Annotated in this window: 24 protein-coding genes and 1 riboswitch; of the genes, 14 read left to right on the top strand and 10 right to left on the bottom strand. The window is 40.8% G+C overall.

All coding sequences use genetic code 11. The features are described 5' to 3' along the window. Positions 1-55 precede the first annotated feature (55 nt). The 4 genes from NST65_RS18570 (at position 56) to NST65_RS18555 (ending at position 2,867) form a co-directional block, all read left to right on the top strand. Positions 56-904 (top strand): MBL fold metallo-hydrolase, encoded by an 849-nt coding sequence (locus NST65_RS18570; RefSeq protein WP_111927715.1) that lies wholly within the window; start codon positions 56-58, stop codon positions 902-904. A gap of 149 nt (positions 905-1,053) precedes the next feature. Further along, positions 1,054-1,371, top strand: coding sequence for a darcynin family protein (locus tag NST65_RS18565; RefSeq protein WP_041118402.1), 318 nt, complete (start codon positions 1,054-1,056; stop codon positions 1,369-1,371). Between the two features lie 105 nt (positions 1,372-1,476). Next, the gene (locus tag NST65_RS18560; protein WP_041118400.1) at positions 1,477-1,983 is read left to right on the top strand and encodes an LURP-one-related family protein; all 507 of its coding nucleotides are present in this window, start codon (positions 1,477-1,479) and stop codon (positions 1,981-1,983) included. A gap of 8 nt (positions 1,984-1,991) precedes the next feature. Continuing rightward, the gene (locus NST65_RS18555) at positions 1,992-2,867 is read left to right on the top strand and encodes a LysR family transcriptional regulator (protein ID WP_227001689.1); all 876 of its coding nucleotides are present in this window, start codon (positions 1,992-1,994) and stop codon (positions 2,865-2,867) included. A 39-nt stretch (positions 2,868-2,906) separates the two neighbouring features. Here the strand turns inward: NST65_RS18555 and NST65_RS18550 are convergent, their stop codons facing one another. Continuing rightward, a complete protein-coding gene (locus tag NST65_RS18550) occupies positions 2,907-3,803 on the bottom strand; it encodes a PhzF family phenazine biosynthesis protein (protein ID WP_111927714.1) in 897 nt (298 codons plus the stop codon). 176 nt (positions 3,804-3,979) lie between these two features. Between NST65_RS18550 and NST65_RS18545 the strand changes: the two genes are divergently transcribed. Continuing rightward, positions 3,980-4,573 carry an Imm64 family immunity protein gene (locus NST65_RS18545; protein ID WP_111927713.1) on the top strand — a complete coding sequence of 198 codons (594 nt, stop codon included), beginning with the start codon at positions 3,980-3,982 and terminating at the stop codon, positions 4,571-4,573. Between the two features lie 42 nt (positions 4,574-4,615). Here the strand turns inward: NST65_RS18545 and NST65_RS18540 are convergent, their stop codons facing one another. Next, complete coding sequence (locus tag NST65_RS18540) at positions 4,616-5,326, bottom strand: GntR family transcriptional regulator (protein WP_041118390.1); 711 nt, start codon at positions 5,324-5,326, stop codon at positions 4,616-4,618. Positions 5,327-5,481: 155 nt separating this feature from the next. Between NST65_RS18540 and NST65_RS18535 the strand changes: the two genes are divergently transcribed. From NST65_RS18535 to NST65_RS18525, 3 genes are all read left to right on the top strand, one after another. Continuing rightward, positions 5,482-7,380, top strand: coding sequence for a beta-glucoside-specific PTS transporter subunit IIABC (locus NST65_RS18535; protein WP_111927712.1), 1,899 nt, complete (start codon positions 5,482-5,484; stop codon positions 7,378-7,380). 9 nt (positions 7,381-7,389) lie between these two features. Continuing rightward, on the top strand, positions 7,390-8,829 hold the full coding sequence (gene bglA, locus NST65_RS18530) for a 6-phospho-beta-glucosidase BglA (protein ID WP_111927711.1): 1,440 nt from the start codon (positions 7,390-7,392) through the stop codon (positions 8,827-8,829). A 155-nt stretch (positions 8,830-8,984) separates the two neighbouring features. Continuing rightward, complete coding sequence (locus NST65_RS18525; protein WP_101677500.1) at positions 8,985-9,965, top strand: restriction endonuclease; 981 nt, start codon at positions 8,985-8,987, stop codon at positions 9,963-9,965. Positions 9,966-9,969: 4 nt separating this feature from the next. Here NST65_RS18525 and NST65_RS18520 read toward each other — a convergent pair whose 3' ends face one another. After that, positions 9,970-10,131, bottom strand: coding sequence for a hypothetical protein (locus NST65_RS18520; protein ID WP_252049953.1), 162 nt, complete (start codon positions 10,129-10,131; stop codon positions 9,970-9,972). A gap of 296 nt (positions 10,132-10,427) precedes the next feature. On the opposite strand from NST65_RS18520, the gene NST65_RS18515 reads away from it, so the two are divergent. From NST65_RS18515 to NST65_RS18505, 3 genes are all read left to right on the top strand, one after another. Beyond that, positions 10,428-12,002 (top strand): T7SS effector LXG polymorphic toxin, encoded by a 1,575-nt coding sequence (locus tag NST65_RS18515; RefSeq protein ID WP_268436285.1) that lies wholly within the window; start codon positions 10,428-10,430, stop codon positions 12,000-12,002. Between the two features lie 20 nt (positions 12,003-12,022). Continuing rightward, a complete protein-coding gene (locus NST65_RS18510) occupies positions 12,023-12,688 on the top strand; it encodes a hypothetical protein (RefSeq protein WP_111927011.1) in 666 nt (221 codons plus the stop codon). A 761-nt stretch (positions 12,689-13,449) separates the two neighbouring features. Further along, complete coding sequence (locus NST65_RS18505; protein WP_034281432.1) at positions 13,450-14,643, top strand: MFS transporter; 1,194 nt, start codon at positions 13,450-13,452, stop codon at positions 14,641-14,643. Positions 14,644-14,738: 95 nt separating this feature from the next. On the opposite strand, the gene NST65_RS18500 is transcribed toward NST65_RS18505, so the two are convergent. From NST65_RS18500 to NST65_RS18490, 3 genes are all read right to left on the bottom strand, one after another. Further along, complete coding sequence (locus NST65_RS18500) at positions 14,739-15,641, bottom strand: shikimate dehydrogenase (RefSeq protein WP_046312639.1); 903 nt, start codon at positions 15,639-15,641, stop codon at positions 14,739-14,741. A gap of 18 nt (positions 15,642-15,659) precedes the next feature. Continuing rightward, on the bottom strand, positions 15,660-16,841 hold the full coding sequence (locus NST65_RS18495) for an MFS transporter (RefSeq protein WP_034281431.1): 1,182 nt from the start codon (positions 16,839-16,841) through the stop codon (positions 15,660-15,662). A gap of 445 nt (positions 16,842-17,286) precedes the next feature. Then, positions 17,287-18,306 carry a LacI family DNA-binding transcriptional regulator gene (locus NST65_RS18490; protein WP_034281429.1) on the bottom strand — a complete coding sequence of 340 codons (1,020 nt, stop codon included), beginning with the start codon at positions 18,304-18,306 and terminating at the stop codon, positions 17,287-17,289. 264 nt (positions 18,307-18,570) lie between these two features. Then, positions 18,571-18,650: riboswitch (glycine riboswitch) on the top strand. Positions 18,651-18,814: 164 nt separating this feature from the next. Between NST65_RS18490 and NST65_RS18485 the strand changes: the two genes are divergently transcribed. After that, on the top strand, positions 18,815-20,161 hold the full coding sequence (locus tag NST65_RS18485) for an amino acid permease (RefSeq protein WP_111927009.1): 1,347 nt from the start codon (positions 18,815-18,817) through the stop codon (positions 20,159-20,161). Between the two features lie 47 nt (positions 20,162-20,208). Here the strand turns inward: NST65_RS18485 and NST65_RS18480 are convergent, their stop codons facing one another. Together NST65_RS18480 and NST65_RS18475 are read right to left on the bottom strand one after the other, a co-directional pair. After that, positions 20,209-20,889: a DUF3169 family protein gene (locus NST65_RS18480; protein ID WP_041118373.1), complete on the bottom strand. Its 681-nt coding sequence runs from the start codon at positions 20,887-20,889 to the stop codon at positions 20,209-20,211. Then, a complete protein-coding gene (locus NST65_RS18475) occupies positions 20,886-21,092 on the bottom strand; it encodes a helix-turn-helix transcriptional regulator (RefSeq protein WP_003215336.1) in 207 nt (68 codons plus the stop codon). The genes NST65_RS18480 and NST65_RS18475 overlap by 4 nt, the downstream gene beginning before the upstream one ends. A 170-nt stretch (positions 21,093-21,262) precedes the next feature. Here NST65_RS18475 and NST65_RS18470 point away from each other — a divergent pair, with 170 nt between their 5' ends. After that, positions 21,263-21,886, top strand: coding sequence for a CoA pyrophosphatase (locus tag NST65_RS18470; RefSeq protein ID WP_046312645.1), 624 nt, complete (start codon positions 21,263-21,265; stop codon positions 21,884-21,886). Between the two features lie 11 nt (positions 21,887-21,897). On the opposite strand, the gene NST65_RS18465 is transcribed toward NST65_RS18470, so the two are convergent. Together NST65_RS18465 and NST65_RS18460 are read right to left on the bottom strand one after the other, a co-directional pair. Further along, positions 21,898-22,380 carry a DUF4188 domain-containing protein gene (locus NST65_RS18465; protein ID WP_061110314.1) on the bottom strand — a complete coding sequence of 161 codons (483 nt, stop codon included), beginning with the start codon at positions 22,378-22,380 and terminating at the stop codon, positions 21,898-21,900. Positions 22,381-22,384: 4 nt separating this feature from the next. Next, complete coding sequence (locus NST65_RS18460; RefSeq protein ID WP_061110313.1) at positions 22,385-22,936, bottom strand: PadR family transcriptional regulator; 552 nt, start codon at positions 22,934-22,936, stop codon at positions 22,385-22,387. 191 nt (positions 22,937-23,127) lie between these two features. On the opposite strand from NST65_RS18460, the gene NST65_RS18455 reads away from it, so the two are divergent. Further along, positions 23,128-24,030 carry a hypothetical protein gene (locus NST65_RS18455; protein ID WP_081125174.1) on the top strand — a complete coding sequence of 301 codons (903 nt, stop codon included), beginning with the start codon at positions 23,128-23,130 and terminating at the stop codon, positions 24,028-24,030. The last annotated feature ends 133 nt before the right edge of the window (positions 24,031-24,163 follow it).

Below are 24,163 nucleotides of genomic sequence, written 5' to 3'. Positions count from 1 at the left end.
GATGGGGAAAAATGTGTTTCAATTTAAATATAATGAAAGAAAGTAGGAAGCACCAATGCACTCAATTAAAAAAATAGGTCAGAGATTTTGGTACATCACACCAATATCACTCACCGACCGCCCCATCCTAGGTATGGTCGCAGGCAATAACAAAACATTAATGATCGATGCCGGTAACTCAGAAGATCATGCGAACTATTTCATCCAAAGAACTTTAAAGCACGAGAACGCCAAGCCTGATATGGTTGTCCTCACGCATTGGCATTGGGATCATATTTTTGGTCTGCCTGCGCTGCCTGATACGGTTTCAATTGCTTCTGCACAGACAAGAAAGGAAATGGAGGAGCTTGTTCCGTTTTCGTGGTCAGATGAGGCGATTGATGAGCGGGTGAGGGAAGGAACGGAGATTGAGTTCTGCGCGAAGGCCATTAAGGAAGAATATCAGGGTCATCGAGATATTCAGGTGGTTTTACCGGATGTCACGTTTGACCGTCGGATAGAGATTGATCTTGGCGGGGTCACTTGCATCGTGCAGCATGTTGGAGGCGATCATGCTGCTGATTCCGTGATCGTGTATGTGAAAGAAGAGAAAATCCTGTTTCTTGGTGATTGTATTTATCCGAAAATGTATGCCGAAAAAGTTCATTATTCGGTAAAAGAAATCTTGCGTCTTTTAGATGAGTTAGATGCTTTTGATGCCGAAACGTATATTCCTTCACACCAAAGACCATGGACAAAAGAGGAGTTTCGTCAGGAAACAGACAAACTTCGGATGATAGCGAAATTCACTGATCAATGTGGTGGAGATAAACAGAAAATCACGAATGAGTATCAAAAGTACGTGAACAGAGAACTGAAAGAAGATGAATTAGAAACCATTGCTTACTTTGTAAATGGGTATTAAATAAACACTAAAAAAAGTCTCATTTGGGTGATTTCCCTCAAACGAGACTTTTTTTGCATCACGTATTGTGACAGACTTATTTTTAGCATTGATCATAAAAACAATCCCCAAGTAGGCTTGAGTTTTCCTTATTAGGAGGTAAAAAACAGATGGACAAAATAACTGACCCATACGACACTTTCAAAACCAAAATAAGAACCCATGCGGCTTCGCTGCAAGAGTTGATGCAGAAATATAAAGAACATGTGACGGTGCGTTTTTTTGATGCAGAAGCTCTTCCAGATAAAGATTACACAGATTTTGTGATGTGTGAAACGGATGACCTGAAATTCTATCATTTTATGTGGGAAGAGATTAGAGATTCTATTCCTTACACAAGTGGTTATGTCAAAATTAAAGAGGTCATCATGGGAATGGAAAATGCTTTTCAAACATATGAAAAAGAATCTCTGAAAATGAATCAGTAATCGAAAACCACCTGATAGCAGGTGGTTTTTTGTACATTCTATTTTTTGGTATAATCAGAGGTAATGTAAGAACGGATAAATTTTTGAACTGAATCGGAGGTCCATATGAAACAGCTTTACATGAAGCAGAAAGTATTTAGTCTGAGCGGCAGGTTTACAGTAAAGGATCAGCAGGAGAACGATGTGTATTTGGTCGAAGGCAGTTTTTTGAAGGTACCGAAGACGTTTACCATTCTGAATACAGAACGAGAAGAAATCGCTGTGATTACGAAGAAAATGTTTAGCTTTTTACCGAAGTTTTTAGTAGAAGTTGGTGGTCAAGAGGTATTGACGATCAAAAAAGAGTTTACGTTCTTTAAAGCAAAATATTCAATTGATGCCGCGGGTATAGAAGTGCAAGGTAACTGGTGGGATATGAATTTCCAGGTGCTCCAGAATGGTGATGTGATCGGCCAGGTGAAGAAGGAATGGTTTACTTGGGGTGACAGCTATAAGGTTGATATTTTGAAAGAAGAGATGGAGCCTGTGATGATTGCATTGGTTGTTGCGATTGATTGTGTGAAGGCTGATGAAGCAGCGTCTAGGTCTTCGTCGTCGGCAACGACGAATTAATAAGTGAGGTGAGCACACTGATCACATTCCAATACAAAGTATTTCTAACAGTCGTCGAATGCGGCAGTTTTACAAAAGCAGGGGAGAAGCTAGGGCTGACGCAATCTGGGGTGAGTCATAATATTGCGAAGCTTGAGTCGGAACTCGGGATTGTGCTGCTTCGGCGGAATCGAAACGGGCTTTCGTTAACGGACGCAGGTGAGCGGGTGATGCCGCATATCCGGCAAATCATGCATCATGCGGCATTGCTTGAGCAGGAGGCGGCGCTCATTCAAGGGATGGAAGTGGGGAGTATCAAGATAGGGACATTCCCTAGTTTTTCTTCAAATGTCCTTCCACGCCTTATTCATCGTTTTACGCAAATCTATCCGCATATCAAGCTGGAGTTATATGAAGGCGGTTATGAGGAGATTGAGGAATGGATCACTTCTGGCACGGTTGATGTTGGTTTTTTAACGCAGTCATCGAGGGAATTTGAGACCGTTCCACTTTTTCAGGATGAATTGGTGGTGCTCATACAAGAGAATCATCGCTTTCATACGAAGAAAGTGATTGAAGTTGACTCGTTACATGATGAAGCCTTTATCATGCCGAAAGCGGGCTGTGACATACTCGTCAAGAAGCTGTTAAAAGAAAGAGGCGGCGTGAAGCCTCATGTTTTGTTTGAAATTGAAGACAACAATACGCTTATTTCTATGGTTCAAGAAGGACTTGGGGTCACGATCATTCCAAAATTGGTTTTGCCGCCGCACATACCTCATACGAAAGTCATTCCACTGGAGACGAGCGTCTTTCGTGAGGTCAACCTGGCGCTCAAATCATTCAAAGCAGCTTCCCCATCGGCCAAAAGATGGATCGAAACGGTCAAAAATCATTTTAAATAGAATCAGCTTGAACAGGAAGTCCCCATTCAAGCTGATGTTTTATAAAGTTAACACGCCGCGGATCGTGATGACAGCTGCGCCTGCCACTTTAATCACCGGCTTTGATTCATTCGGAATGACTGTGATACGAAGCATGCCAGGTCTGCCGATGGCATCCCCTTGGGCAATGTTCAGGCGAGTGATTTCTTGCTGAGAAATGATACCCTCCAAATAAAGATATCCAGCCAACGCCCCGTTTGCTGCCCCCGTCACAGGATCTTCCGGTATACCAATCCCAGGTGCAAAATCCCTCGTATAAAGATCGCATTCTTTTGAAGTGTGGAACGTATAAAGGTGGGTTGTCGAGATACCATGCTCTTTATTCATTTTAGCTAAAGCCGCTAAGTTCGGTGCCGCTTGATCAATGTCCTGTTGGTGCTTCATCGGAACAAGAAGATGCCAGTTTCCGGTGTTTGCTAATTTGATAGGATAGGAAGAATCAAGGCGGTCACTGCTCACACCAAGCATGTCACTAAGCTCTTCTAAATCGATGACAAAATCTCGCGTCCGCGGTGGCACCTGCGTCATTTCCACATCAACGACCTTTCCATTTTCTTCGTGCCATACAACAGGCACATGGCCGATCTTTGTTTCTAACACGACCCCTGATCTCTCTTTAGCCAGCCCTAGCTCCGTTGCTAGAAGCCAAGTCAATCCAACAGTCGCATGCCCGCAAAAATTGACCTCTTCCGTCGGTGTGAAGTATTTGACGCGATAATCGGCTTTCTTATCATGGGCAGGAAGCAAGAAGACGGATTCCGGTAAATTCAACTCCTTGGCGATGCTCTGCATATCATCTTCTGTTAAAAACTCACCATCCAACACCACCCCAGCGGCATTTCCTCCAAATTTCTCAGTTGTAAACGCATCGACATGATACACTCTAATGTCTCCCATGTGACGAACCCTCCTATACACTCTTGTTACGTTAATCATAAGTTTGTTTGATGCATTCGTAAAATGAATCTTTTTGATGGTTTAAATCGCAAGTGTTCATGTAAGAGAGGGAGTTTTCATAGAATAATAGTTTAAGTAAAGTATAATGAAAGAAAAAATGAAGCGAGGGATATGACATAACTACAGGTGGGTATATCAATATCGGACTCGTTTTTTATGAAGACATTCATATACCAAATACTTTTCGCCAATTGATTGATTATCTTCTTCAAAAAGACATGTCTATTAAGAAAGTAAAGTTTAGTCTGGACCCTGACGGAGAAACATGGATTGAACACAGTGTTAAAGAGAACATCATCAAAGACGATGATTTTTCTGGTTATTATACAGAGTTTGAATTGTCAGGCATAAGTTCAGATCGAAAAGGAAGGACAATCAACATACAAAAAGAAACGGGTTTCGTAGGATTCGTTCTCAGTTTAAATTGGACAGAGGTTGTTTCTCATGATGTCATTCATCTTCAGCAGAAGATCATACGCTGTCTTGTGGATCTTTATCATACGATGACGTTTGAATATGCGTTCATTGGACATGAAATTGAAGTCGAAATTCATCCAGATGAGTTTGAAAAGTGTCTGCAAGACCAGCATGCTTTTCCAGTTGCACTAATTGGCAAAGGAAATCACATAGACATTTATTATGGTGATGTTGGGATTGATGGCCTATCTTCTCAAGAAAGAAGGATGGAATGTTTAAAGGTTAAAAGATAAAAGTAAGAAAGCCTCCTGACACCAGGGGGCTTTTTCCATCCATCACCCATAATAATTATTCGCTTGAATAAAAAATTGGGATTGCATGTAGTTATACGTGATTTTCGAGAAGTCGAAGGGCTGGCCGTTTGTGAGATGAAAGACCGTCTCGACGCGGAGAGCGGGATCATCTTGCTTAAGTCCGAGGTGCGTCGCTTCGGTTTCATTCAATTTGCCTACTTGTAAGTACATATCGGAAAAACCGACTTTGAGCCCCAAACCTTCACTGATGAATTTAAAAACAGAGTCGGCAGCAATTTCTGTGTTGAGATAGGGAATGATGGTTTTTCGGTAATAGGATTCTTCTAAACATAACGTTTGCCCATTGATGTAACGAATGCGTTTTAGATAAAAGACATCTTCATCTTGTTCAATGTTCAAATTAAGTGCAGCTTCTTCGGACGGCTTGATGGTGTCTAGCATTAAAACTTCTGATGTCAGTTGAAATTCCTCTAAATCTTTTTTAAACCCTTGGTTGGATAAAAGGCTGATGTAGCCCTTACGGCGGTGTCTTCGAACAAAGATGCCGCTGCCCCTCACTTGATAGATAATTCCTTTTCTTTCGAGTAAGTCTAATGATTTGATAATGGTACTTTTGCTCACAGCAAATTGGCTCATGAGTGTTTCGAGTACAGGAAGCTTATCCCCTTGCTGCAGCTCATGGGTGACAATATATTTTTCAATATCGCTCGCAATTTGTTGATACTTTAACATGGCCATTCCTCTTTGTTTTCACGATTTATTGTTCTTGTATTATAGCACATACCAAATTTCCTTTGATATGCCAATTGAAATTATATATGCATTGATATATTGTACCGGTATAATTATAATGTACATATACTAGTAGTGATAAAGGGGGGTTTTATATGTCAAAAGTGAGGGATTATCAAAAGCTTGCAGAAGACATCTTAGAGGCAGTTGGCGGAGAAGAAAATGTGGTGAGTGCCGCAAGATGCGCCACGCGGCTGCGTTTGGTCTTGAAACGTTCGAATCCAAAAGCAAAGGAAGCAGTCAATGCGATGCCTGGCGTCATTACCGTGGTGGAAAACGGCGGTCAATTTCAGGTCGTCATCGGTCAGCATGTTGGTGAGGTCTATGAGCATTTTTCCAGCCTTGTTCAGCTGCAGCCGTCTGAAGATGACCAGGTAAATGAAAACAAGGGAACGGTGCTGAATCGTGTCATCGCGACCATGTCTGCTGTGTTTGCGCCATTTGTGTATATTTTGGCGGCAGCTGGTATTTTACAAGGTGCACTTATCCTCATTAATTTATTATTTCCAAGCTTCTCGAAAACGGGAACGTATGAAGTCTTTAGCTTTATTTCTTGGGCGCCGTTTACGTTCTTGCCTATCTTTATTGCCATTACAGCTGCCAAGCATTTTAAAACGAATATGTATATCGCAGTAGCGTGTACAGCAGCGCTTGTCAGTCCGGCTTGGACGGAGATTGCTGGACGCGTGGCATCAGGGGAAGGCGTTACCTTTTTAGGCATAGCGTTATCTGAAACGGTTTATACGTCATCTGTTTTGCCGCCGTTATTCTTGGTATGGATCCTTTCATATGTAGAGAGATTTTTAAACAAACGCATTCACGAAGTGGTCAAACCGTTATTTGTCCCTTTTATCTGTATGGTCGTCATGGTTCCATTAACCATTCTATTAATTGGTCCACTTTCGACAGCAGGCGCAAATGGAATTGCAAACGGATACAATGTCTTAGCAGAAAATGTCCCAGCTTTAGCAGGCGCCATTATCGGAGGTTTCTGGCAAGTGCTTGTCATTTTCGGTGTTCACTGGGGCATCACACCAATGGTGCTCGCCAACTTTGAACAATATGGACGTGACTCCTTCCAGGCATATCAAACCATCGCTGTTATCGCTCAGGTCGGCGCAGTGTTAGGGGTTATTTTAAAAGCAAGAAATCGCGAAACACGAAAAGTCGGGGTGTCAGCGGGAATCACGGGTCTCTTTGGAATTACTGAGCCTGCGATTTATGGGGTCACCTTGCGTTTTAAGAAACCATTTATTTTCGGATGTATATCTGGAGCGATCGGGGCCATTGCTGCCAGCTTCTTTACGCCTTATTACTTTGCGTATGCAGGGTTGCCTGGTCCACTGACGATTGTAAATGGAATTAGTTCAGACTATCCAACATCGATCATCGGCATATTGATTGGTGTCGCAATTGCGCTGATCTTACCAGTTGTGCTCATTCAAATGTTTGGTTATGGGGAAGATACAGTGGAACAGACAGCCGGTGCAACGTCTGATAAAGATCAAGTTGGAGAAAAAATGAATGCTTCGATGAACAATGAAGAAACCATTCCTGCACCGCTTGCAGGGAAAGTACTCCCGTTATCTGAAGTGCCGGATGCCGTATTTAGCTCTGGGGCAATGGGCAAAGGATTTGCGATTGAACCGACAGACAACAAGCTGTATGCACCGTTTGATGGCAGTGTCGTCATGCTTGCGCCGACAAAGCATGCAATTGGACTGCGTTCAGAATTTGGTGTGGAGTTACTTGTTCATGTAGGAATTGATACGGTTTCGCTAGATGGCTCAGCATTTACTCTTCATATCAAAGAAGGCAGCAAGGTGAAGAAGGGTGACTTGTTGATGACATTTGATCAAGAAGCCATTGAAAGCAAGGGATTAAAAACAATCACACCCGTCATCATCACCAATACACAAGCGTACGAAGATGTGATTGTACAAGAACAATCGACATGCCAGTCAACAGACGTCATGATCACAATTGTGAAATAGGAGGAATGAATAATGACATTACCAAAAGAATTTCTATGGGGCGGAGCATTAGCTGCACATCAATTTGAAGGTGGATGGAATGAAGCAGGAAAAGGACCAAGTGTTGTAGATGTGATGACAGCAGGTGCTCACGGAGTACCGAGACAAATAACTGAAACGGTAGAAGAAGATAAATTTTATCCGAATCATGAAGCGATCGATTTCTATCATCGTTATAAGGAAGATATCGCAATGTTTGCCGAAATGGGTCTAAAATGTTTACGTACATCAATTGGCTGGAGCCGGATTTTCCCTAAGGGAGATGAAGCAGAACCGAATGAAGCAGGGTTACAATTCTATGATGATGTATTTGATGAACTGCTCAAGCATGGCATCGAGCCTGTGATTACGCTGTCTCACTTTGAGATGCCGCTTCATTTGGCAAGAGAGTACGGCGGGTTCCGCAGCCGAAAAGTCGCTGAGTATTTCGCGAAATTCGCAGAAGTGTGCTTCAATCGATACAAGGACAAGGTCACATACTGGATGACATTTAATGAAATCAATAACAAAATGGATGTCAACAACCCACTATTCCTTTGGACAAATTCAGGGGTATCAGTCAAAGAAGGCGAAAATGCCAAAGAAGTCATGTATCAAGCAGGACACCATGAATTACTTGCAAGTGCATGGGCAGTAGCCAAAGGAAAAGAGATCAATCCTGCTTTCCAAATTGGAGCGATGGTGTCTCACGTGCCAATCTATCCGTATTCCTCAAATCCAGAGGATGTCATGCTTGCAGAGGAGTATATGAGACAGCGCTATTTCTTCCCAGATGTACAGGTTCGCGGCTACTATCCGAGCTATGCATTAAAAGAATTCGAACGCGAAGGGTATCATATTCCATTTGAAGAAGGCGATGAAGAAAGCTTAAGAAAAGGGAAAGTGGATTATCTAGGCTTTAGCTACTACATGTCGACAACGGTTAAAAGTGATACTGTGTCTGATCACAACGGAGACATTGTCAACGGAGCCCTGCCGCATGGTGTAGATAACCCTTATATCAAATCAAGTGACTGGGGCTGGTCCATTGACCCGACAGGCTTAAGATATACATTGAATCGTTTTTACGATCGCTATCAAATCCCGCTGTTCATCGTAGAGAATGGATTTGGTGCAATAGATCAAGTGGAAGAAGACGGTTCTATTCACGATCCAGAAAGAATTCAATATCTCGCTTCTCATATCGAAGCACTGAAAAAAGCGATTGAATACGACGGTGTGGACCTTATTGGCTACACACCTTGGGGCATCATTGATATCGTGTCATTCACAACAGGTGAAATGAAAAAACGCTACGGCATGATCTACGTTGACCGCGACAACGAAGGTAACGGCTCGATGAAGCGCCTTAAAAAAGATTCGTTTACTTGGTATCAAAACGTCATCGCAACGAACGGTGAAGAAGTGTAATAAAGGAAAATAGAAGCCCGGATGAGCGTGGTATATGCTTGTTCGGGTTTTTCTCTTTCTTTCGACAAAAATGGTGAGTATATCCTTTTGTTCACAATAAATAAGTCTTATAATTTAGTAAGAATATTTATGGGATGGAATAGGAGAGAGCGTTAATGACGAAATGGTGGATGGTTCGTGCAGGTGACCAAAATGATTTAATTTCAATTTGGGAAAAGAAAGGTATCGCATCTATCGGGTGGTCGAAATTAGGTAATCCAAAACAATATCAAACAAAGCAAGAGATGAACGCTCGAGCTGATGTCATATTCGCCGAGAACAAACCTTTTACAAGGAGAAGCTGGGTTAGTCAGATATGGAGGTTCAGTAGAGAAATTAAAAAAGGAGATCGAATCATTACATATTTAAAAGAAAGTCGTGAATATCGAGTAGGTACTGTGACTGCTCCGCATTTTTTTGATGAAGCAGCTGGAGATAAAATGTATCCAAATCACATTAAGGTGAATTGGGAGCCAATCGCCGTTAAACGAGATTCTCTCAGTCAACCAGCTAAGAACAGCCTCGGTTCTATATCAACTGTTTTTCGTGTAGATGATTGGGGGCAAGAGATTGAACATTTACTCAAGAACCCTACTTCTATTGCAGCATACGAAGATGAAACAGAAGAAGATGAAATTATTGAAGATTTAGTCGGCAAAGCAACTGTTATGATTGCAGATAAGGTAGATAAACTGGATCCGTGGCAGATGCAAGATCTAGTCGGGGGCTTACTGCAAGCCATGTCATACAATGTTCGCGTAAGCCCAAAAGGACCTGATGGTGGTGTTGATGTATTAGCTTATAAAGATGCATTTGGATTTGAAAAACCTATTATAAAAGTACAAGTTAAGCATCGACAAAACTCAGCCAGTTCCCCAGAAGTACAACAATTATTAGGGGCTAATCCTATGAATGCAAACAGTTTATTTGTTTCTACTGGTGGATTCACTTCTAATGCCAAAGCTGTTGCGAAGCATAATGAAGTTCATCTAGTAGATTTAGAAGAACTCGTAGACCTTATTGTACATTGGTATGAGCATATGCCAACTGAGACAAGATCTTTATTACCTTTGAAAAAAGTGTATGTACCTGAGTGATTTTTTATTGCCTACGCTTCAATAACGCCTGAATACAAAGGAAGAAGAGGATAATAACAATAAAATAGTTCATTGAGTTTTGAAAGACATTGATGTTCAAGGATAATTGTAGAAAAATCCAAAAGCCGAATATCACCATAATTGCAGAAATGATTCCTTTATACACATTGATTCTCCTTTCGATTTAGTTGGCATTATCTCATATCACTGAAGAGGTTGAACAGGGATTAATGTTTTAATAGGTTCTATCACATAGTTTGGAATAAAGGACCAATCAATAATTATAAATAGGACGAAGGTAAGGCTAGACAGAGCAAAATGTATTGTCTAGCCTATTTCTATTTCCTGACTTTGTTGAGATAGAAAGTCTATTCCGTTTTTTATGTCATTTAGCCTATTTTTCCGTTTTGAAGGTCACGGTAAAATAGACTTTATGATCAATAATGGAGGGAGTGACTTCTTCTGGGCAAGATACTTGATGCAAAAGCACTAACCAGTGCCATGGACACAAGGGCAAAACACTACCAGGAACTCCGCGAACAAATGGTAGATTTAAAAAAGGCATTACAAGGTGTTGCCAACCTCGGTGATGATTTCACTGGGAAAGGAGCCGATAATATTAAAAGTTTCTATAAAGAGCTCGCTGGAAATGTAGACATGTTTATCAGCTTCATTGATAAGCAAAAAGCCTTTCATGAAGGTGTTTCTGGGACACTAGATGATACGAGCTTTGGCGGCGATACCTTTGTAGAAGAACACTTTTTAGACAACGCAGTACATATGGGCATCAAGAATGCTAAAAGCATTGTGAAGGATCAAAAAAAGGCACTCAAAACGATTTTTCAAGACATTGATGACCTCATTTCCCTAGAAGTATTTGATAGCCAAACCTTTGATGAAAAAATAGAAGATGCGGAAGATGAACGAAAAAAGACGGTCAAAGAACTAAGAGAGCTTGATCAAAATTTAAAAGATGAATATGCTTTGTCAGAGACGGAACAGCAAGCTACAATGGCATTGTATGCTGAAATGATGAATGCGACAAATGACGGAAAAGCGATTTCACCTATGAATTTTGATAAGAAAGCGTATCAAAATAGCGACATCTACAAGGCAAAAAGCGATATTGAGAAGCAAACTTCTGAATATCTGAAAATCAAAAAAGAACAAGAAGAAGCCCGAAAGATTGCGAAGGAACAAGAAGCCCTCGCCAACCGCCCTTGGTATGAAAAAGCCCTCGATTATGGTGGAAACATCGTGAATGAACTGACCGGCGTGAACGATGCAAAACGTGCCGCAACAGGCGTTGATCCAATCACAGGCGAGGAACTCACCGCAGGCCAGCGAGTCGCGGCAGGCGGCATGGCAGCCGCAGGCTACATCCCAATCGTCGGCTGGGCAGGCCGCATTTTCAAAGGCGGAAAAGCTGTCTATAAAACCACCCAAGCCACATCAGCTGCAGTCAGGGCAGTCGATATCTACAAGACATCACAAAAATCCTTTGACGCCTTAAAAACATCGCAAAAAGGACTATATGGCCTCACCGCCACCAACGGCTTCAGCGAAGCGATTACAGGCCGAGACATGTTTGGAAATAAGATCTCCAAAGAACAGCAGGAAGCGAGTATGAACGCGGCGCTTGGAATGCTTTTACCGTTTGGAAGTAAGAGTTTAAAACAACTTCAATTTAAACATAAACCAAAAGAAATAATAACTAAAAGAGAAAATTATCAAAGATATGTGAAAGCTGAAAATGGGCAGCGTCCTCCTAATTTTTCACCTGAAGGAGCCAAAAGAAGAGGGGCTTTTCGAGAATCTAAAAGGGCAAGTGGTATACCAGTAAGTGAACAACCCATAGAAGTTAGACCAGCAGTGGACAAAAGAGGTAACCCTATCCCTGGTAAGGATTATTTCTTTAAAGGTGATAAAGTGGTTAGAGATCATGCAGGAGGTCATTATTATCCAGACGACTTAAGTCAGAATAGAGATGCTCATTTTAATGATATTTATGGAAACCACTATGACTATGAAAAATAGTTATCATTGGAGGATTATAAATGAAAATAGAACTTGAATTCGAACAAGAAGTGACAAACTACTATAAGTGGTTAGATCAAAAAATAAATGAACTTAAACAGTTAAGTGTATATAGTATTAATGGATATTACTTTTTAGATAATGGTGGAATTAAGACTTTTCAAAGTTATTGTCAAAATGAACTAATCGAAATTTTTAGCGATCAATTGACTAATTACCATTTTTATATCTTTCTGAGTAAGAAAGTAAGTGATGTACATTCGCGAATAGAGAGATTCCGAAAAGTATGGAAATCTATTGATTCAGACATAAATACTTCAGATTTTGAAAAGGGGCCAGAATTACTTTTAGATGAACATGAAAAACCGTTTTATGTCAGTATGGCCAAGGTTCCTCAACATGATTTAGATAAAGCATTGCGAATAATGGATCAGTATCAATCTAGTTTCATGATTGCCAGTAGAAGGGATTCTATGCTCTCAGAGGAATCTATAAAAGATTTGTTTTACTCAGGATTGGATAAGAATAGTGATGAAATAGATTATCAAGCGCTTTTTTTGAAGTATGGTTTGAATAGTGAAATTATCTTTAGATGGGGATCTGTTCTAAATGAGGCCGAATTGGCAATGATTTTAAATCAAGATCATACCCAGAAAATACTGGAGCGAATACAAAGCCATTCATAGTATTTTCAAAATGATCCCGTAATATTTTAAACAATCACCATATTCGGGACTGATCCCCCGTTTTTGAGAGACTGGGATCAAAACACCGTATGAAACAGCCAGTTGTCGAAACTCTTTCGAGGACTGGTTGTTTCATTTCTATAGAATTCGAATAGTGGTATATGGATTTTATAAAATCGCGGAGTACTGTTTGTCAGAAGGTATTTGCTTTCCTTCAATCGAGAGAACATAAAATCCAAATACATGGAGAATACTATCGAGAGCATGAAATTGAAGCACTTAAAGTGAATGTGTATGAAGTCTTTATTCATTTAAATCACCTTCTTGAGCAAATAAAATTTTAAGTGGATATGGGGATTTTATTTTTGGCAGAATATTCTCGTTTTGGATTACGCATCGAGAGAACGGAATATTTTTATGAGCTAAGTATTTGGGGGCTGCGATGAACAGAATTGAGACATCATTTAAGGAGTGGAATGAACCACTCCTTTTTTCTATCGATGGTGTCATACGCTTGATCGATGAATTCCCTTCAAATTTAAGCAATTCACTATCTTTACCTTTCGCATTCGTATAAAATAAGAGCAGTGAAAAATTGAAGAAATGCTTGATACATGAAGGGCGTGTAAGCTGTGAGCTGCATGACATGATGAGATGTATGAACGTGAAGGCTGCAAAGCTGTTCTTCCTCACATATGAGATCTTGTAAGCGTAACCATTATTTGTCACTTCATTGCGATGGTGTTGAGGGGTGTGTCAGGATGAGGAATCCGTATGTGAGAACGGCTTCTAGTCTGTATATTAATTATTTTTTATTAGGTATGGTCAATATTATTTTGGCTTCAAATATGCCATTTTTAATCAAACAGTTAGATACCAATAGTGCGGGAATTAGTTATATGATTTCGGCGCTTGGCATTGGCAGGGTGCTCACGTATGGTTTATCAGGTGTACTGTCAGATCGTTTTGGGCGTAAGCCGGTCATTTTGGTTTCTGGTGTGCTGATGGCGGTGTTCCTCATCGGAATCCCATTGTCTCCGAATTATCAAATCGCGTTTGCATTTGCGATTTTGGCAGGCGTCGCGAATTCGGCAATGGATGCAGGAACATATCCTGCGTTAATGGAGGCTTTTCCGCAAAACTCGGGATCTGCGAATGTGATGGTGAAGGCCTTTATCTCCATTGGGGCAACCATTTTGCCACTGGCGATTTTCTTTTTAGCAGAGCATGATTTGTTTTATGGAATTTCATTTTTTGTCCCTGCTCTGATCTATCTTGTGAATGTCTTGATGCTGTGGACCTTGCCATTTCCGAATCATCGTAAGGTGGAGCAAGTCCAGGTAACGGAGTATGACGGACTTCCGCGCTTCTCGACAGAGCCTACATTTTGGAGGGAAGGGATCGCACTCATTTTGATCAGCTTTACGTCAAATGGACTGTATGCGCTGCCGCAAATTTGGCTTCCTACGTACGGTGAGGCCATCTTGGGGATGGCATCGGGCAGTGCTGTAAAACTGCTCAGTTACTATAGCATGGGCGGGCTGCTGTCTGTCGTGATGCTCGCGTTTCTTTTGCGCCGTTTTGTCCGTCCGGTCACTGTACTGCTGATCTACCCCATCATTACACTTGTTTCCATTTGTGTGCTCTTGGTCGTGAAATCCCCAGTCATAGGAACCGTCAATGCGTTTGTATTGGGATTTTCAACGGCAGGAGTTTTTCAGCTGACGTTAACTGTGATGGCTGAATTCTTCTGGAAAAACAAAGGGACGATGACAGGGATTATCTCTACAGCGGGCGGCGTGTCGGCTATCGTCATCCCGGTCGTAACAGGTTTAATTCAGAGTCACGCGTCCATTTTACAAATCTTTATGTTCGATGCAGTGGTGGCTGTTGCGGCCATTATCGGCGCACTGTATATCCTGTATCGATACCGTCAAATCATGATACATGATTAAAAAAAAGACGACCTCCGCAGGAAGTCGTCTCAGCGTGTAGAGCTGAAAACAAAGGGCTAAAATGATCATCATTTTAGCCCTTTGTCTTTTTTATTTTAGAAACGGTCATTTTCAAAAAGAATTTGTTTTACTTGATCAACTGGCATATCTTCACCAGTAAAGAGTTTGTAAGCAAGTGCACCTTGCCATAGCATCATTCCAAGACCGTTAATGGTTTTGGCGCCAGCTTCCTGTGCTTGCGCAAGAAGCTTTGTTTTTTGCGGGTTGTATACGACATCTGTCACGATCAAATCTTCACGAAGTACATCAAGTGTATCATCGATAATGCTGAGTTGATCCAGTGGTTTCATGCCAAGGCTTGTCCCATTTGCCAGAATTGCACTTTCTGCTACTTCACGGCGGAACGCGTCTTTGTCTTCAAGTGGGAAAATGTTTGCTTTGACACCGAATGATTTCATTTCGTTGTTGATATAATTTACATTTTCTTCTGCTTGAACAAAGTATTGATCATTACGAGCAAAAATACTAATTTCACGAATGCCGGACTGTGCAAGCTGAATCGCAATCGGAGTCGCAGCACCGCCAGAGCCAACGAGAGTGACCTTCTTACCAGCTAATTCAACACCATGTTCAATCAAATTTCTTACATATCCAAGACCATCTGTGTTGTAGCCGATGAGCTTACCATCCTTGTTCACTACAGTGTTACTTGCACGTGTATATCTTGCAGAATCATCTAGTACGTCTAAGTAATCCAATACTTTCATTTTGTTCGGCATAGAGACGTTAAATCCAGCTGCACCCATTGCTTTCATACCATTTACGGCTGCTTCTAGTTCATCATTCCCTACTTCAAATGCAAGGTAAGCATAGTTGAGACCTGTTAGTGTATAGCCAAGGTTATGCATACGTGGTGAAAGGCTGTGCCCGATTGGTGTAGCAAGAAGACCAACTAATTTTGTTTTCCCATCAATATTACGTTCATGTATGTTTGTCATGATTGACATCTCCTTTAATTATCTAAATAATTTTTTCATGCGTCCAAGAACAAAGACCGCTAGTAATATGCTAATAACTGCGATGATCATATCGAAAAATAACGTCATTTTAATATCGTACGTGCTGACCAATCCACTTGTAATGAGCGGCACGAGTATAAATGCTGAGCTTGCCGCAATGTTGACATAGGATGAAGCCGTTGCTTTGTTTGTCGGGAACAATTTCATCATAATACTCATCGCCAGCTGGAAGATTCCCGCTGTAAATAGTCCTAAGAAGAAGGTGCTGACAATGACAATGCTGTAAGTTTCAACTTGGAATAGTGCAAGCATCGCAAGGAACGCCCCAATTGGATAAATGATCGCGACCATAATCGGTGAAATGAATTTATCTAAGACGATCGAAAGCAATAGAACAGATACCAGTGCACCAATACTAAAATAAGATAGAAGCTGTGTAGCTTGTTCTGTGCCAAGTCCGATTAATTTTAACCCGAGCTGCGGAAGCCATGTCTGCCATACGACAAACAATGCAGTCGATGTGAATCCCATCAGTACAACAGCTAAACCTTCGCCAAGCATTTTTGGTTCTTCTTTCAGCTGGTCCTGTACTGGAAGAGCGTCTTGTGAAGAAACTTGCTTATGGTTCGGGAATGGCATAAAGAGTAAGTAAATCCCTACAAGTAAATAAAGAAGCCCTAGTCCAAAGAACGCCCAGCCCCAGAAGATGTCATGTGCCACTAGGAACGCCAAGATAAATGGAAGAACAGTCGCCCCAATGGATACAGACGCTTTTACTAAAACAGAAGCCGAACTTGCTTTTTTCGGAAATGACTCTGACAAAGCAGGATAGGTTCCTGAATCAAGCAGTGAGTTGGCAATACCTGCTGATATCGCAAAGATAAATGCCAGTGTATAACTTGTTGTCGTTGGAATACCGATTAAGAATAATAAGTAAAGAAAATTTCCTGTAATAATGACAGGCTTACGTCCCCAGCTGTCGGCTAACCGGCCTGAGAAAAAGAGCGCAATGAGTTTACCAATTCCGATCGCCGATACAAGCAAGCTGATTTTCGGAATATCCACATGGTAGCGTTCAGATAAGCTGTCCATGTTGGAAGCTACAATAATATTGATCATGCCAAGCATGAAGTAGTTTAAATACATGCCAAGTGACGATTTTATATAAGGATTTTTCATGTTCCCACTCCTATATTGAAACCCCATTTAAGGTCAAATTCTTTGTATACCCTTTGTTATTGTTTCCTTCAAAATGAATAATATGAAGCCCATCACAACACCCCTTATGTGATTGATGAAAAAATAATGAATATTCATCTGTTCTTCAATCAAGTACATCGTTCTACTAAAATGTAAAAAATAATAACAGCCTTGATTAGGAAGTGAAACTTCATGATTTGATCAGAATCATAAAAAACCACTTTTAACTGTTTTTTGATAGAAATGATGATATGACGAAATAGGTATAACGATATACTAAAAGAAGCAACGAGATAAATATACTCCTGCATTTTAAATGTGTCAAGTTTATGACTTTGTGATTTAAAAAAAGAAAAATGAAACAAAGAAATAGTTGACTTGATCAATAAAAAAAGAGAATTGCTGCACACAATTCTCTTTTTCATCATGATGGAGAGGTTTCTCTAATATGAAGTTGAGGCTTTAAAATCAATCGCTGCAGCTCTTCATCCTGTTCGTTCATTTTATGATATAAAAGGTTCGCTGCTTTTACCCCGATGGATCGTGGGAAGGAGGAAACAGTGGTGAGCGGCGGATGATACATTTCTGCTTCAGGAACATTATCGAATCCAACGACATCGATATCTTCACCAGGCTTGATGCCCCGTGCTGACAGGGCTTGAATGACCCCAAAAGCGAATAAGTCACTAAAACAAAAAATAGCAGTAGGGGGCTCAGGCTGATCCATCACTTGGGCAAGTGCTTCTTTCCCGCCTTCACGAGTAGGTTCTATATCAATAATAAGAGAATCATCAATCGTCACATTTTCTTCGTCATGAGCTCTTTTGAAACCTTTCATCCGCTCAATCCAAGTCGAAGAAGTCTTGATGCCGCCTAAAAAAGCGATGCGGCGATGCCCTTTTTGAAGAAGATGATGAACCGCCATCCAAGTACCTTGTTCATAATCAACACCGACATAGTCACATTGCACATCTGATAATTCACGATTTGCCAGTACTTTTGGGGTGCGAATTTGATTTAATTGTTTGACTGTTCGAGCAGAGCTTTTCGAAGCTGGGTTTAAAATAATCCCGCCCACTCGGTGCTCTACCATGGTGGAAATGAGCCGCTCCTGTTTATCGACACTGTCAAAGGTCGTACCAAGTAAAACAGTATAGCCCAGTGACTCAAGCGTGGTTTGTACGCCAATTAAAAACTCCGAAATAAAGGTGTTAGAAATATCCGTCACAATCACACCCACGATATTTGAGCTTTTTGACCGCATGTTGGCAGCAACGCGGTCGTATACGTATCCTAATTCCTCCATGGATTGCAGTACTTTGTTTCGAGTGGCTTCAGAGATTCTAGGATTATTTCGAACAACGAGTGATGCCGTTGAAGTCGAGACACCGGCATGCTTGGCGACTTCCTGTAATGTGACACGCTGCTTGTTCATTTTTTTCATTTATCTTCACCAACTTTAATGGATTGCCTAACTTTGTTCATCATCAAGAGGGATTTCTCTATCAGAAGAGCCGAACATCTTTTGATTTATTATACATGAATCAGGGGGGATTGATGAAGTGAAGACATATGCGTACCGCTGTAAATCATAAAAGATTACCATTGACAGCTTTCTGAATGAGGCGTAAAATATAAAATTATTCAGAAATAGCAACATTTTAATTAAATAACGAAGGCTATGAATGCTGTGGGTCACACTATAGCAGGAGCAGCTTCTGGAGAGACCGCATGTATGTGCGGCGCCGAAGGGTTCACAATCTCAGGCAAAAGGACAGAAGAGTACGAAATATTGTATTTGTGGTGCATGGATGATGCCGTGTATGACTTTTCTCTATTTTGCTATTCTTTTATGACCGTGAGATTGGAGCGCATCCAATCTCTTTTTTTATGGACTTTTTTAAAGGGTTCATTATTTCAGGATAAGATCGTGTCGTAGGAGGGTGTTAGCATTGGCACAACAAGAATTAAAACGTGATTTATCAAACCGTCATGTGCAATTGATTGCCATTGGCGGAACCATTGGAACAGGACTGTTTTTAGGATCTGGAAAAGCTATTCAATTGGCAGGTCCTTCAATCATTTTTGCTTATTTAATTGTCGGGATGGCCATCTTTTTTGTCATGAGGGCACTCGGAGAATTGCTTTTATCGAAAGCAGGCTATCAGTCATTAACCGATATTGCAGAGGACTATCTCGGCCCGTGGGCTTCCTTTTTGACAGGGTGGACCTATTGGTTTTGCTGGATTATGACAGCGATGGCGGATGTCATTGCGGTCGGTGTGTACGTGCAGTATTGGTTTGACATCCCGCAGTGGATTCCTGCCATCATTTGTTTATTGATTTTACTAGGATTGAATCTATTAACGGTGAAGCTTTTCGGAGAAATGGAATTTTGGTTTGCACTCATTAAAGTAATTACGATTCTATTATTGATCGGGGTTGGAATGGTTCTTTTAATCATTGGTTTTCAAACAGATGCCGGACCGGTGACAGTAACGAATTTATGGTCTCATGGCGGGTTATTCCCGAATGGTGTCACAGGCTTCTTATTGTCATTCCAGATGGTGATTTTTGCGTATGTGGGAGTTGAACTGGTCGGTGTGTCCGCAGCAGAAACAGCCAATCCGCAAAAAAACATCCCTTCTGCGATTAATAAGATTCCATTAAGAATTCTATTTTTCTATGTGGGAGCGATCTTTGTCTTACTATGTATCAACCCATGGACTGAGCTCAGCGCATCAGAAAGTCCTTTTGTGAAAACCTTTGGACTCATTGGGATACCAGTAGCAGCAGGGCTCATTAATTTTGTTGTGTTGACGTCTGCGGCATCAGCTTGTAATAGCGGCATGTTCTCGACGAGCCGTATTCTGTATAATCTCAGTCATCAAAAGCAGGGTCCAGCTTCCTTCGGACGTCTGAACAAGCATGCTGTCCCAAGCAATGCCCTGTTTGTTTCGACGATTGTGGTATCGGTTGGAGCTCTTTTAAGCAAGCTGATTCCCGAACAAGCCTTTGGTATTGTGACAACGATCAGTGCCATTTGTTTCATTTGGGTATGGAGTATTATTTTAATTAGTCATTTGAAATATAAAAAAACACGGCCTGAATTGCATGAAGCATCTACCTTTAAAGCACCGTTCACACCTTTTGTGAATATATGTGTTTTAGTTCTCTTCGCTGCGATTCTAGTGATCATGCTGTTTGCAGATGCAACGCGCCCCGCGCTCTTATTAACGCCGGTCTGGTTTGGTTTCTTACTATTGATTTATGCACGAAAGAAACGCCGCGCGTCATAATGAACGGAAAAAGCACAGCCTTTGCATTAGGCTGTGCTTTTGTTCATTTAACGATTTCTAATCTTTAGCACATAATTTGCATTCAAAATGATCAAAACAACCCCAATGACCATGATTGAGAAAAGCTGAGAGTGATTGGCTCCAAGGGAATACACAATCAAAATAAACATGGCGCCGGTCAATAGAACATTCATCATTTGATACGTGTGAAACAGTCCGCCAAGCATCACATGCTTTTCGCCTTCGTCTGAAATAGCGAGCAGCTTTTTACTATAATCTTTGTCAGATGGACTTGGCAGGTTGCGATTAGGGTAGACAAGCTTTAGAACAGATATCGCTATATATGAACTGATAATGGAGACAATAAATAAAGCAGCATTGACGAGAATCAACCAAATGGGCTGCTCGGTGACGATCGCGATACCGATGGCAACAATGGAAAAAATGGTACTTACCGTATTGGCTAAAGTCAAATCAGTAAAGGTCCGATATTGTTTTGCCTCCAGTTCATCCTCTTCATCTCCAGAAACCGAAAGAGATACTCTTTTTTTCATACGTGAAATCCCTGAAAAACAATAAATAATCAATAAAATCGTCAATCCACTGATGACAAGAGTCGCTTCAAATGCAACATCAAGAAGTGTCATTTCAAATTCGGCTGCTAGCAGACAGTAAGCGCCGAGAAAGCCAAGGAGAGCACCTAAGAGCATTTTGTATACAGTTTTCATGAGAGTTCATCCTCCTCGAATAGAAAAATACGTTCAATGGGTTCCTGAAAAATTCGTGAAAGCTTAACAGCGAGCAATAGAGACGGCATTAACTCATCTCGTTCCATTAAGCTGATGGTTTGACGAGAGACCTTTGCACGCTTTGCAAGCTCAGTTTGGTTTAAACCATCTCGCGCACGAAGCTCTTTTAACCGATTTTTCATTCTGTCACCTCAATTTTGGTTGAAATCTTTCCTTGATTGTAAAGCATTATATTCATTTTGACAAGTAAATTTGTCAAAATGATAAAAATAATTGTCAGAAAGATCATCTTTATTGAAAAGGTGAACCATGATACGCTAAAGGAAAGAGAAACAGAAAACAGGTGATGTCCGTGTTCATTGATCAATTAAAAAATGACTTACATCAATCACAACCGTTGTTCATTGGAGAAGAGACAGCGTTCAAAGCAGCAGTCCTTATCCCTTTGGTGCAAGTAAATGGAGATTGGCATATATTATTTGAGGTCCGATCGTTGACCATGAGAAAACAGCCGGGGGATATTAGCTTTCCTGGGGGCAAGCTTGACGGCAGCGAAACTGCACAGGAAGCTGCACTGCGAGAAACACATGAAGAGCTGGGCATTCCGCCAGAATCGGTCGAGATCCTTGGACAGCTCAGTCCTTATATCGCTTCTCCATCTTTTGTGGTATACCCATATGTCGGTATCATTGATGAGCAAAAAGTGAAACACTCCTTTAATCAAGAAGAAGTAGAGGAGACTTTTACCGTGCCTCTATCATGGCTCAGCCAATATGAGCCATACTTACATCATGTATCCGTTCAGCCAACACCAGGAGAGGACTTCCCTTATGAAAAAATCATGAATGGTGAAAAATACAGCTGGGGAAGCCGTTCGATTGAGGAATGGTTTTATGATTACGAAAACTACACCATATGGGGATTAACAGCCCGCATATTAAAGCATTTTGTGACCGTTACAAAAAGAAATTCCTAGAGAATCGCTCTCTAGGAATTTGTTGTATTCAGACGGTCCTTCGCTGTTTGTTGACCTTTACTTATTGAAATAGGGGATTTTGCTTGGCTCAGTCCGTAGGAAGGCATGTTCACGTAGATGGATTCATACGAGCCGGCTTGAATTTGGTACGTTTCATGATAAATTCCGACGGCGTCATTATTTCGTGTTCTTTGGTTAAATTCTTTCCAAGCAGCCAAATGCTTCTCCATCTTGGCATAGGCAAGGAGGTCATCTGTTGATTTCCAATATTGAATCATCGCTGTCGTGCGTAATCCAAAGTAATTCTCTGTCCCAAGAAAGCCAAGCTCATCTTGATGGGTATACAGCTCCTTGATCATGCCAGGCATCGCCATGAACACAGGCAGCCATTGATGAATGGCCCAGCGTTTGTTGATCCTCATTCCGATGATGAACACAACAATCGAATCAGAATTGTCCGTTGTAAATCTACCCGCACGTATGTCTTTTTTCATTCATTTACCCTTCCTTCTTCATCGAATGGAATGTGTCCACGCACCAATCAATTCCTGCTTGAGCCACTCTTTTTCCATAATCTAAAGTAAACAGCCAATACTTCGCATCCGCTTCATCTGGATAAAGCTCTTGAATGTTTTGTTCAATTGAAACATAAGTTTCATAACGAATACGAAGCTGCCGCTCATAATCCTGTAAAAGCACTAGTTTCTTCTCAAACGAAAGATATTGACCAAAGAATAACTTTAATAACACCTCATTACGCTCTGTTGGTAACTGATCGAGCGGCTGCGCCAGCCACTCTCTTAACGTATTCAGTCCTTTTTCAGTCAAATGATATTCCCGCTTGTCTGAGCGGCCAGAAGCAGCAGCAGGTGAAACTTCCGCAAGGCCTTCCTCGACTATTAACTTTAAAGCTGGATAAATTTGTCCATAACTGATTTTCCAAAAATGATGCAGGCTTCTATCAATTAATTGCTTCACTTCGTACCCCGACTTACAATCAGTCGTTAAAATACCTAAAATCGCATACGTCGTATCATTGTATTTTTTCATATCAGCACACCTATCTAAAAGATATATCTTTTAGATATATAATAAATGATGTGAAGTGGCAGATACAAGGGGTTGTTGAAAAATAAATTCGATAAAGGGAGTGGATATTTACCTGATTTTGTTAATCGGAGAGGTGAATCACTCATATATATGGATGATCATTCATCAGATTATATATTGGAGGGGTACGTATGAGTAAATCGAAAATCTGGTTTGTGGCTGTCCTGACGGTATTAGTCCTTGGTGCAGTCAGCTGGTCAGCCTATCAAGCAATTGGAAAAAAGAGTGCATTGAATCAATCCTACGCCTTTGCGCAGAAAACAAAAGAGGGCATGAATTGGTTTAAGGTAACGGAGAGAAAAGGGAAAGTAACCGGTCACTTGAATGAAACCATTTTAGAAGAAAGTCCGGAAATGCATTTTGATCCGAATTTATTTAAACATAAATATCAATTAACTGGAAAAGCAATTGAAAACGGTTATGAATTTGAAGTGAAGCGAGGAAAAGATCCGGTGATGTATGAAGTACATGTTGCTGGAAAAGATCTTTCTGTGAAAAAACAAGGTGAAAACAAAAGCATCACATACAAAGCAGTTGATCAAAAAAAATTAAATGCGTATCAAAAAGCCATTCAAGATCGATATGATGAGTTAATTGATGACTCAGAAACTAGATTTTATGATTATTTAAGAGACTACATCAAGAAAGTAACAGGCGCTTATGGTTATCTGTATACTGCGGAGGATGGTTCATACCAACTATTTCTACAAGTAAAGCATATGCATATTGAGTCTGAATGGTCAGGGGCCTTTCTAATGAGAACAGTTCCAGGGGATGGTGGTGAACCTTATAAAGAGACGAAACATAAAGCGGGTGGTGTTTCTGATGGAATCATGTTTGATATCAGTACCTATCCTCAAATCGAAGAGCACAAAACTGGTATTATCGTAGGCTCAACGAATCGAGGTGCAAAATCAATAAAACTTCCTCTGAAAATAGCAGGCGGCATCGTAGAATTTAAACCAGTCTCGAAGCAGGAATATCAAAAACAATCTGAAGCATTTAAAAAGCAGGCAGAAGAAAAGAAAAAATAGATGATGATAACCAGATGAATGAATAAATTTATCTGGTTTTTTATAATGAAGATAGTTATTGGTGAAAAAAAGAGAGGAAGGCAAACGCTTCAACTAATTAAGGAAAATGAATTTGGGTCTATAGACCTTAATA

The sequence above is a fragment of the Bacillus sp. FSL P4-0248 genome (assembly GCF_038593305.1).
Taxonomy (GTDB): Bacteria; Bacillota; Bacilli; order Bacillales; family Bacillaceae; genus Bacillus; species Bacillus safensis.
The sequence above is the reverse complement of the archived record's forward strand: the minus strand, read 5'-3'. Positions and strand labels throughout refer to the sequence as shown.